This window comes from Corallococcus llansteffanensis (genome assembly GCF_003612055.1).
Lineage (GTDB): Bacteria > Myxococcota > Myxococcia > Myxococcales > Myxococcaceae > Corallococcus > Corallococcus llansteffanensis.
The window spans coordinates 1-9,650 of sequence record NZ_RAWB01000385.1; the positions used below are offsets into that span (position 1 = coordinate 1).

General features: G+C 72.7%; 11 protein-coding genes and 2 tRNA genes. 4 read left to right on the forward strand and 9 right to left on the reverse strand.

What is annotated here, in order from left to right:
- From D7V93_RS29105 to D7V93_RS29115, 3 genes are all read right to left on the reverse strand, one after another.
- The coding region (locus D7V93_RS29105; RefSeq protein ID WP_147451389.1) for a DUF2780 domain-containing protein at positions 1-189 on the reverse strand (189 nt) is incomplete at its 3' end.
- A 131-nt stretch (positions 190-320) separates the two neighbouring features.
- On the reverse strand, positions 321-809 hold the full coding sequence (locus D7V93_RS29110) for an NUDIX hydrolase (RefSeq protein ID WP_120646494.1): 489 nt from the start codon (positions 807-809) through the stop codon (positions 321-323).
- 78 nt (positions 810-887) lie between these two features.
- Positions 888-2,405, reverse strand: a complete 1,518-nt coding sequence (locus D7V93_RS29115; RefSeq protein ID WP_120646495.1) for a glycosyltransferase family 39 protein — start codon at positions 2,403-2,405, stop codon at positions 888-890.
- Between the two features lie 354 nt (positions 2,406-2,759).
- Between D7V93_RS29115 and D7V93_RS29120 the strand changes: the two genes are divergently transcribed.
- The 4 genes from D7V93_RS29120 (at position 2,760) to D7V93_RS29130 (ending at position 3,795) form a co-directional block, all read left to right on the forward strand.
- Complete coding sequence (locus D7V93_RS29120; RefSeq protein ID WP_120646496.1) at positions 2,760-3,248, forward strand: Spy/CpxP family protein refolding chaperone; 489 nt, start codon at positions 2,760-2,762, stop codon at positions 3,246-3,248.
- Between the two features lie 119 nt (positions 3,249-3,367).
- Positions 3,368-3,499: a hypothetical protein gene (locus D7V93_RS47465; RefSeq protein ID WP_255424770.1), complete on the forward strand. Its 132-nt coding sequence runs from the start codon at positions 3,368-3,370 to the stop codon at positions 3,497-3,499.
- Positions 3,500-3,635: 136 nt separating this feature from the next.
- Positions 3,636-3,707 (forward strand) — tRNA-Val (locus D7V93_RS29125).
- Positions 3,708-3,718: 11 nt separating this feature from the next.
- A tRNA-Asp gene (locus D7V93_RS29130) sits at positions 3,719-3,795 on the forward strand.
- Positions 3,796-3,897: 102 nt separating this feature from the next.
- Here the strand turns inward: D7V93_RS29130 and D7V93_RS29135 are convergent.
- The 6 genes from D7V93_RS29135 to D7V93_RS29160 all read right to left on the reverse strand — a co-directional run.
- Positions 3,898-4,506: an iron-containing redox enzyme family protein gene (locus D7V93_RS29135; protein WP_120646497.1), complete on the reverse strand. Its 609-nt coding sequence runs from the start codon at positions 4,504-4,506 to the stop codon at positions 3,898-3,900.
- Position 4,507: 1 nt separating this feature from the next.
- A complete protein-coding gene (locus tag D7V93_RS29140) occupies positions 4,508-5,737 on the reverse strand; it encodes a CapA family protein (RefSeq protein WP_120646498.1) in 1,230 nt (409 codons plus the stop codon).
- The gene (locus D7V93_RS29145) at positions 5,734-6,717 is read right to left on the reverse strand and encodes a fatty acid desaturase family protein (protein ID WP_120646499.1); all 984 of its coding nucleotides are present in this window, start codon (positions 6,715-6,717) and stop codon (positions 5,734-5,736) included. The genes D7V93_RS29140 and D7V93_RS29145 overlap by 4 nt, the downstream gene beginning before the upstream one ends.
- A gap of 6 nt (positions 6,718-6,723) precedes the next feature.
- The gene (locus D7V93_RS29150; protein ID WP_120604279.1) at positions 6,724-7,335 is read right to left on the reverse strand and encodes a methyltransferase family protein; all 612 of its coding nucleotides are present in this window, start codon (positions 7,333-7,335) and stop codon (positions 6,724-6,726) included.
- Positions 7,332-8,606: a condensation domain-containing protein gene (locus tag D7V93_RS29155; RefSeq protein WP_120646500.1), complete on the reverse strand. Its 1,275-nt coding sequence runs from the start codon at positions 8,604-8,606 to the stop codon at positions 7,332-7,334. The genes D7V93_RS29150 and D7V93_RS29155 overlap by 4 nt, the downstream gene beginning before the upstream one ends.
- The coding region (locus D7V93_RS29160; RefSeq protein ID WP_208723182.1) for a hypothetical protein at positions 8,588-9,650 on the reverse strand (1,063 nt) is incomplete at its 5' end. The genes D7V93_RS29160 and D7V93_RS29155, both read right to left, overlap by 19 nt.

The window sequence follows — 9,650 nt, forward strand, 5'->3', positions numbered from 1 at the left end:
GGCCTGCGCCGCCGCCGTCTGCTGCCAGCCCTGCATCTCCGGGATGGCCTGGTCCATCTGCCGCGCGGCGTCCGGGCCCACCTTCTCCTGCACCGTGCCCTGCACCATCTTCAGGAGGGAGCCCGCGAGCCCCTGTGCCTGCGTGCCATCCACTCCAAGCTGCTGTGAGAGCTGTCCGATGAGGTCCATGCCGCGCTCCTTGCGTGTCCGCGTGAGAGCCGGACGTTGTAGCGGGCCCGGCCGGAAAGCTCGCGGGAAACCCGAGGGGAGGTGCCGGGGAGCGTTGGTCGCAGGACGCCCCGACGCCCTCCGTCCAGCCGCTACAGCCGGGTGAAGGACCAGCTCACCGCGTGGCCGTTGGCGTAGGGCATGACGCCGTGGAAGGGGCGCGGGTCCGCGTCGAACACGAGCGGCAGGAAGTGCCGGTCCCCGTCCCACAACGACAGCGACAGGATGGACGACACCGGGACCCACGACAGCGAGCCCTCGGGGTTTGCTTCCAGGGGCGTGCCCTCGAAGGCGTCGATGCGGAAGATGAAGCCCAGCCAGTCCTCGCCGTGCTTGCCGAAGCCGGGCCAGGACAGGGTGCCGCGCAGCACCATGCGCGTGCACTCGATGCCGGCCTCCTCGCGGATCTCCCGGCGCATGCACGCGGCCACGTCCTCGTCGCGGTCCAACTTGCCGCCCAGCCCGTTGTACTTGCCGTAGTGGGCGTCGTCCGGGCGCGTGTTCCGGTGGATGAGCAGCACCTGCTGGCCATCTGGCGACAGCACGTAGCCCAGCGTGGCGACGATGGGGGTGTAGGGCATGGAGGCGCCTCCTGGGCGTGACACGGAAGGGACGCGCGACATACCGCGCGCGGGCCTTCCGTCCATCAGGAAAGCGGCCTAGGGGGCAGGGAGGGTCGCGGTGACGCTGAGGGGCTCGTGCCGCCGCCACAGCTCGACGGCGGGGGACTCCGGCGACACGGCGCGCGTGTAGGTCGCCTTGAACCAGCGGCGGCTGTCGGCGGAGAGCTGCCACTCGCCCCGGAATCCCAGCAGCGCGAAGTCACACCGCTCCAGGAGCGCGAGCATCCTTCGCTGGGAGTCCGGAGCGGCGAAGGCCGCCGCCGCGTCCTCGAAGCGGGCCCCGGACAGGAGCGCGTCCTGGAGCATCAGCGCGTAGGGATCCACGACCACGGGCTGTCCGGGCAGCACCGGAGGCAGCCGCCCCGCGAGCAGTCCCCAGCCCGGCTCGAAGCCGCACAGGACGGCGTCCGGAGAGACCTGCTCGCGGACGTAGCGCGCTTGCAGGACCTGCTCCGGAGGGCGGATCTCCGCCCCGCGCAGCGTCTCGCGCACCGAGTGGAGGGGGGCGAGCACGACCAGTCCGGTCGCCACCGTGCCCACCGGGCGGGCCTTTGAGGCCGCGAAGCCCACGAGCGCCGCCGCGCCCAGTCCGGCCAGCAGCGCCTCCGGCCCGGCGAGGAACGCGTTGTAGTTGGACCAGTAGCTGTGCGCGGCGAGGTACGCGGCCACGGTGAGCAGGTACGCGCTGGCCACGAAGCGCTCGGGCGCCGCGTCCGTCCGGGAGCTCCGGCGCGCGGCCCGCGTCAGCGCGACGCCCAGGCCCAGCAGGGCGAGCAGCACGGCGTAGCGGCGCCGCTCGTGGGTCATCTCCAGGAGCCGCTCCCAGCGCGACACGATGCCGTCCTCGGGCCGGGCGGACTGGAACCACAGCACGTCCCGGATGAAGGCCCCGGGGGCCCACAGCGCCACGGGGCCCACCAGCGCCAGGGCCGTCAGGGACGCGGCCCCCACGAACCGCCGCGCCAGGCTCCAGCGGGGCCCGGGAGCACGGGACACGAGCGCCGCCGCGCCCCAGATGCCGCCCAGCACCTTCACCGAGACCATGACCCCGGCCAGCACCCCGGCGACGCCCGCGCGGCGGGGCAGGGGCTCACGGCCGGACGGCAGGAGCCACGCGTTCGCGAGCCCCAGGCCGCACAGGTTGAGCAGCGGATCCAGGAACGGGCCGCGCTCCATGGTGACGATCTCCGGGTGCGCCGCGTAGGCCAGCGCGGCTACCACGCCCGCCACCGGTCCCCAGGCCCGCATCGCGAGCCGTCCCACGAGCACGGTGCTCGCGGCGCCCATCAACGTGGCGAGCCAGCGCGCCAGGGCGAAGCCCACGGACGGATCCCCGAACGCGCCCACCGCCGCGGCGGGAGCCCCCAGGAGCAGCGCGCCCGGCGGGTGCACGAAGAGGTAGTCGCGGTAGGGCAGGAGGCCCTTCCACAGGAGCGCGGACGCCGCGTAGTAGACGCCCTCGTCGTAGTTGACGACGTACCCGGGCGCGCCGGCGCGGTGGAAGAAGGGCAGGGCCCGGAGCACCCACGCCCCCACGGCCACTGCCGCCAGCACCCAGGGCCACCCGCGCCAGGTCCGTCCACCGTCCGTCCGCCGCGCGAATCCTTCCAAGGCGGGCGCATGCTACGTGCGGGTGTCACTTCGCGCGAGCCATATGGCGCGGGTCCTCGCCCAAGGGAAGCAGCCGTACGGAGTGTCGCGGCGTGAAACACAATCGGTAACACGAGGGACATTTTCGCGGCACATGCGGGGAGCACCTTCTCGTCCTGTCAGCCCGGAAGCCCCGGGCCTGCGCGACACGGGACCCTGCGGGGGCGGACCCCTCCCAGTTGGCCCGCCACGGTGTCCCCGTGCCGTCAGGCCCCGGTTTCCGGGTGCGGTCATCTCGCACGCTGGAGGAGTGTCACCATGAAGCGCCACCTGTTCATGCTGGGCCTGCTGTTGTCCGTTCCCGCCTTCGCCGAATCCACCCCCACGCAGGACGCGACCCGGGGCCCGCCCCGGCCGCCGCCCTTCGAGCGCAAATCCCCCGTCCAACTGCTGCTCGAGCATCGCCAGGAGCTGGCCCTCACCGACGCCCAGGCCACGGGCCTGGAGCGGATCCAGGCGGCCCTGGACACGAAGAACGCGCCCGTGAAGCAGTCCCTCGAAGCCCTGCGCCCCGCGGGGCCGCCGCCCGCCGGCGGCACGCAGGACGACGCCACGCACCGGGCGAACCGGGAGAAGGCCCACGGCCTCTTCGACCAGCTCCGGACGAACGACACCCAGGCGTACCAGGAGGCGGAGCAGCTCCTGACGGACGCCCAGAAGACCCAGGCCCGGGCGCTGATCACCGCCGCGTGGGAGGCCCACGGGCCGGGCCCCGGGGGCCGGGGCGGTCCCCGCCGGGGCGAGTAGCCGAGCGAGCCCGGGCCGGCCTCCCTCCCCATTTCCCATGGGGGGCCGGCAATCGGGACGTTGGAACGTCGTTTCCTGAAAGTCACGAACTCCCCGTCAGGATGTCAGAGGGGCTTCGTATGTTCGGGGACATGGAGGCGATGATGCAGACGGTGTTGGTGTTCGTACCGGTGGCCCTGTTGGTGGGGGCGGTGCTGATGATTCCCCGCTCCCGCCGCCGCGTGCGGCGGTGGAAGGTGCGGGTCGGGTAGGGCGGATCCGAAGCTCCGGATCCGGCCTCTGAAAAGGGGGTGGAAACGGAATGATCTGGGGTCCGAAAACGTATGCTTGACAGGGGCGGTAGGGGTCGGTACAAGCCGCCTCACTGAAGCAACGGCGGGCCGCCAAGGGCGGATAGCTCAGCGGTAGAGCGGCGCCCTTACAAGGCGATGGTCACAGGTTCAATCCCTGTTCCGCCCAAGAGATTTTGTGGGGAGTTAGTTCAGTTGGTTAGAACGCCGGCCTGTCACGCCGGAGGCCACGGGTTCAAGTCCCGTACTCCTCGCCACTTGAAGGGCCCGGAACCGAAAGGTTCCGGGCCTTTCGTTTTTTCCGCCCCCTCATGTGTCCAGTATGCCCCTCCGGCGTGGCTGGCCTGCGGGAGCCCGGCCTATGCCTCCGCGAGCGCCCGGCGATGGATGGCCACCCAGAAGTCCGCCGCCTGGCGCGCGCCGTCCAGCAGGGGGTCGGGGCCGTGCGCACCGAGCGACTCGCAGAGCGCCTGGGCCCGCGCGCCGTGCTCCACGTCCACGTCCAGGTGCACGAGCAGGAAGCGCGTCCGCGTCCTGTCCAGGCCGAGCCGCCCCAACCCCTGGCGTGTGTCGCCCCCCAGGTGCCGCGCCACGCCCTCCAGCACGTACAGCGCGCCGAGGAACGAGAGCTGGCGCTCCGCCGGGATGCCTTCCCAGAAGGCGTGGAACGCGGAGACGTCGCGGGGCGTGGCGTCCGACGGCGTGCGCCCGAAGGCCGCGAGGTCCGCCTTCGCGAGCTGGTAGTGGGACTGCTCGTCCGCCGCGAGATCCGCGAAGAAGGCCTTCAGCTCGGGGAGCGTGGCGCGCTCGGCCGCGAGCCGCAGCCGGTCTCCACTGCGCAGCGTGTAGTGGTACATCATGTCCAGGAAGGCCACGTACCGCTCGGGCGTCACGGCCGGCAGCCAGCCCGCGACCTGCCGGGCCATGCCCACGGTGAGTGCCTCCAACTGCTCCCGCATCGACACCATCTCAGTCCCTCCGGGTTGAAATCAGTCCGCCCAGGGTGCGCCACGCGTGCGCGAGGTGCGGCGCCGCGCGCTCCAGGCCCAGCTCGTCCACCGCCACGACCCCCGCGTCCAGGAAGCCCTCGCCGCCCAGGCCCCGCCCGCACGCCGTGGGCACCGCGCGCACGTCCACGGGGCGCAGGGGGCCCCCCGCGTCCCGCGCGAGCGCGAGCTTCAGCACCGCGCCCGTCTGGCACGCCCGCGTGGGCATGATGCTCAGGAAGTTGCCGAGCGAGTACGCGATGAGCCCCACTCGCGGCGGCCCTCCCCGGCGCACCTGCGCGGGGCACGTGGGGTCCCCGCCGTCGATGGAGACCAGCTCCACGGGCTGCAGCACGTGCGGCGAGGAGCCCAGGAGGATGTCCGCCCCGCGCTCGATGAGGCGGTAGGCGTGCTCGCGCTGGAGGGACTCGGGCCAGTACTCGTACTCGAAGCCCCAGTGCGGCATGAGCACCACGAGGTCCGGCCCCACCGCGCGCGCCGCGTCAATGAGGGCGCCCAGCCGCTCCCAGTCGGGCGCATGCAGCGGGTTGCCCAGGCGCGTCACCGGAACGCCCTCGGGCGGCGCCCCCGCGAGGTGGTTGATGTCATACGTCACCGCGGCAATGCCCAGGCGCACCCCGGCCACCTCCAGGCCCGCCACCGCGTCCTCCGCCCGGGGGCCTCCGACGCAGCGGTGCTCCGGGCGGGCCAGCACGCTCTGGCGCGTGCGCTCCAGCCCTTGCGCGCCCTGGTCCAGCGCGTGGTTGTTGCACAGCGAGAACACGCGGTGGCGCGCGGTGCCCTCCCACGCGTCCAGGTAGCCCGGCGGCGCGTTGTAGTGGAGCGTCTCGTAGACGCGCCGGGGCACGGGCCGCGCCGGGTCCACGGGCGTCTCCAGGTTGGCGAAGGCCACGTGCGCGTCCGCCATCAGCGCGCGCACGCCCGGGGAGAGGGCCTCGCGGAAGCCGCTGCGAATCCACATCACATCGCCCACGGCGCACAGGTTGAGCGCCGCGGGCGCGTCGGGCTTCCAGCTCCCGGAGGCGAGGTGCCGGGCGACGCGCGCGAAGTGCTCGACGTCCTCGGTGCGGCGCGGCTCGGGGACGTGGAGGAGGCTCTTGGCGATGTAGCGCAGGTTGAGGTCCCAGCGGGACAGCGGCCAGCGGCCGTCCTCGTAGCGGATGTCCGCGTACAGCTGGCGCAGGGCGTTCATGGGCGCTTTCGTTCCAGGGTGACGAGCCGCACGTCCTCGTCCACGACGGTGGGCCCGGCGAGCAGCGCGCGTCCCATGACGTCGAGGTAGCTGTCGAAGACGGGGGCGCTGCGCGCGAGCAGCCCGGGGCGCAGGTGGGTGTGCAGCCTCGCGAGGTTGTAGCCGGGCACGCGCGGATAGAGGTGGTGGTCCAGGTGGTAGTTGAGCCCGTTCCAGAGGAAGGTGACGAGCCGCGTGCCGCGCACCGTCGTCGCGGTGTGGAAGCGGTCCCCGCGCCACGTGTTGGCGTAGTGGTCCGCGATGGACTTGAGGCCGTTGAGGGGGCTGGCGAAGAGCACCGGCAGCAGCCAGCACTCCACCGCGCCGGGGACGAGCCCGTGCCGCGACAGCAGCCAGAAGAGCCCCGCGTAGAAGCCCGCGTAGCAGAGCAGCACCGCGCCATGGCGGCGCAATCGCGCGCGGGAGAAGTGCTGCAGCGGATAGAGGACGTTGAAGTAGATGAGGCTCAGCGGGATGCCGAGCAGCACGGTGGCGTAGAAGAGCGCGCACAGCCCGAGCGAGCGGCGGCCCGCGTTGTAGGCGTCAGGGTCCTTCTGCGTCCGGTTCCAGCGGTGGTGCGCGAGGTGGTCATGGCGCATGGGCTCGTAGGCGATGCCCACGAGCAGGCTGAGCGCGTTGCCGAAGAGGCGGTTCTGCCACGGCCTCGGGAAGAGATTGTCGTGCCACGCGTCGTGGTCGAGCTGGATGAGCCCCATCACCGCCCCACCCGCCAGCATCCACAGCGGCAGCTTCACCCAGACGCTGCCCGCGCGGGCAATGGCCACGGCCGCCGCGACCCAGACACCCAGGTGCAGCGCCGCCATGCCCACCGCGCGCAGAGGACGGATGCGGAGCAGCTCCACCAGCTCGGCGCGGGAGAGGCCGGGCTCCGGGGGCGCGGCACCGGGCGAATCAGCGGGATGCGAGAGGGCTGGCTGCATGGCGCGTCAGAAGTAGCGAGGTGCGCGCTGGCAATAGCGCGCGTAGGGCTCACCGAGGCGGTCCGCGAGGAACCGCTCCTCCTGGAGCACCAGTTGATGGAAGAGCCCCCCGAGCGCCGCACAGGCGCCCAGCGTCACCACGGACGGAGCCCAGAGCGAAGCCCCTACGAGGTACAGGTAGGAGAACACGTAGATGGGGTTGCGCGAGTAGCGGTGGAGTCCCCCCTCGTGCAGCTCGGGCCGGGCCTCCCCCGCGTCCACGCCGATGCGGAACGCCGGGCCCATTCCATACTGGGCCCACAGCATGCCCATGAGCCCCACGACACCGAGCACCCAACCCGCGAGCGGAGGAATGGGCAGCAGCGGCCGTCCCCAGGACATGGCGGACCACGCGGGCCAGAACGCGGCCGCGAGCACGGAGCCGGCCCAGAGCAGCGAGACGCCACTGATGCGCCGCGTGACGCGCGTGTGCGCGGAATCCGCCGCCGCGCTCCGGTAGGCCAGCGGGCTGCGCCCGAAGCGCAGGCGGTAGACGAGGCTGGAGCCCAGGTGCCCCGCGAGCACGTGCAGGCAGATGAAGCCCAGGTACACCCCGGGCGCCTCGCGCAGCCCCATCATGGCGCGAGCACCTCCGCCCGCAGGCCGAAGCCCGCGGACGCCCACCCGGCGACGCGCTCCGTGAAGTCGCGCAACTCCTCGCGCGTCCAGAGGCCCTCGAAGGCCGCCGTGCTGATGTTGAGCGTGTCCGCGAACGACAGGCCCGTGGCGCCCCAGGTGGCCGTGTGGCTGCGCATGGAGCGGATGCGCAGCGGCGCCTCCGTGAAGTGCTTGTCCATCCGTCCCAGGTAGGTGACGACGAGCGTGTTCGTCCGGGGCTCGGCGATGAGCCCGGGACGCGCGTTCTTGCGCAGCACCCGCGCCGGTGCGAGCCGGGCCACCGCCATGCACTCCAGCGCCGTCGTCCAGTGCACGCCCTCATCGAGCACCCGCTGCACCTCGGAGCGGAGGAAGCGGGCCAGCTCGCGCGGGGCCTCCAGCCGGGCGCGGACCTCCTTCAGGGAGATCTCAATCGGCACCGTGGAGCAGCCATTGCCCAGCGTCCGTCCGAGCCCCAGCATCCGCCGCAGGTCCACCGGCATGCGCAGGCGGATGAGTCCGTCCGCCGGGGACTCTCGCAGCGCCACGCCCGCGAGCAGCGCGGAGAAGAAGACCTCCGACGCCTGGAGGTCCGTGTCGCCCTGGGGAAGCGTGAGCCGCGCCGTGGCCGATAGCGCGTGTCCGGCGGTGTCCCCACTTCGGCGCAGCCCCATTCCCCGCTGCGCCAGGAGCCGCCGGCGCGGACTCGCGAGCCCCAGCACCGCGCCCGGCTGGCGCAGCGCCGCGAGCAGCACCTTGCCATCCGTGAGCGTCGAGGGCTCCAGCGGGCGCGACTCCGACCCGCGTCCCGCGCAGAGCAACCACAGCCGCTCCAGCAGGTGCGCCAGCGCCTTCGCGTCCCCGATGGCGTGGTGCAACTGGATGCCCAGCAGCCAGGGCCCCTGGGCCGCGTCCACCATGGGATGCAAGTGCAGCCGCAGCGGCACGTCGCGCGTGAGGTCCACCCGCGTGTTGATGATTCGCGCTACGGCGTCGGGCTCGGACAGGGGCTCTGCGCCTTCCACCAGGGCCGCGTCCACCTCCGCGTCCCCGCGCACGGCGGGCACCCATGCGCGGCGCGCGTCGTTCCAGGCCACGTTGAGGCGCTCGCTCTCCCGCACCAGCGCGCGCAGCCCCCGGCGCAGGAGCGCCACGTCGGGCCTGTCCTCCAGCCGCAGCAGCACCGTGGCCCAGATGGTGGCGACCTCGCCGTCCAGCCGCGCCATCACCGTGTCTACGAAGTTCGCGCGCATCGCTCCCTCCATCCCGCGAAGAGTTCCCGGACCCGCGCGCCGTCCAGCCGGGCGCGGCTCACGACTTCGCACGCGGCCCTCGGGTCCGCCACGTATTGGAAGACGAGTTCATCCGGCTCGCGCTGGTGGAGGCGGATGCCCGTCGGAAGAAAGCCGGCCGCGAGGAGCACCGGCGTCCCCTCGGCCACCCGCTGGGGCTCGCCCATGGGCAGGTGGATGAGGTCCACGCGCGCCCGCTCCGACGTGAGCGCCGGGGTGCCCTCCGCGCTGAATCCCACGAGGCCCCGCCGCTCCAGACGCAGCGACGCGTTCCAGTCGAGCGGACGCAGCACGGCGCCCTCCCTCCATGCCCGGCGCTCCAGCGGCGTGAAGGCCACCGACTCCGCGAGCCCCACCCCGGCCAGGATGGACGCGAGCCACTCCCCCCACGGGCCCTCGGGCAGGTAGCGCCGGCGTGGCGGCGGGGGCGCGAGCACCGTCGTCATCGCCAGTGCCTGCATGGGCACGCCCGAGCCCTCCTCCACGCCAATCACCGTCTCGCCCCGCGTGTAGTTGACGACGAGGCCCATGGGCCTCGCCCGCATGAAGCGCGAGGCGTAGCGCTGCGCCATGACGTGCAGCGTGGAGGTGTTCTGGTGCAGGAAGCCCACCCAGCGCCCGAGCCGCTCCAGCAGCGAGCCCCACAGCGCCTCGTGCTCGGCGCGGCCCATGATGGTGCGGCGGCTCGGCAGCGCCACGGAGAGCCCCGAGTCCAGCGAGTCCCGCCCCGGCTTGCTCCACAGGCCCGTGTGCCACAGCAGCGCCCCCCGCGCGTCGAACTCGCCGAGGCTCAGCAGCGCCCCGTCCCTCCAGAGCCGCACGGCGCCGCCGGGCTCGTAGAGGAACGGGTAGGAGTACGTCTCCGCGTAGCGCGCGTGAAGCAGCTCGCGGAAGGCCGGCTCATCGGGCTCGGCCAGCCAGCGCGTGTGCTCGCTGGGGTTGGCGGCGCGAAGGTCGTCCATCAGGGAAACAGCTCGGTCCCGGCCCATGTGCGCTAGCAATGCA

Bases quoted from the DNA above. Each gene is read 5' to 3' on its own strand.
- D7V93_RS29110 (WP_120646494.1), bottom strand. From the start codon at position 809: ATGCCCTACACCCCCATCGTCGCCACGCTGGGCTACGTGCTGTCGCCA.
- D7V93_RS29120 (WP_120646496.1), top strand. From the start codon at position 2,760: ATGAAGCGCCACCTGTTCATGCTGGGCCTGCTGTTGTCCGTTCCCGCC.
- D7V93_RS47465 (WP_255424770.1), top strand. From the start codon at position 3,368: ATGTTCGGGGACATGGAGGCGATGATGCAGACGGTGTTGGTGTTCGTA.
- D7V93_RS29135 (WP_120646497.1), bottom strand. From the start codon at position 4,506: ATGGTGTCGATGCGGGAGCAGTTGGAGGCACTCACCGTGGGCATGGCC.
- D7V93_RS29140 (WP_120646498.1), bottom strand. From the start codon at position 5,737: ATGAACGCCCTGCGCCAGCTGTACGCGGACATCCGCTACGAGGACGGC.
- D7V93_RS29145 (WP_120646499.1), bottom strand. From the start codon at position 6,717: ATGCAGCCAGCCCTCTCGCATCCCGCTGATTCGCCCGGTGCCGCGCCC.
- D7V93_RS29150 (WP_120604279.1), bottom strand. From the start codon at position 7,335: ATGATGGGGCTGCGCGAGGCGCCCGGGGTGTACCTGGGCTTCATCTGC.
- D7V93_RS29155 (WP_120646500.1), bottom strand. From the start codon at position 8,606: ATGCGCGCGAACTTCGTAGACACGGTGATGGCGCGGCTGGACGGCGAG.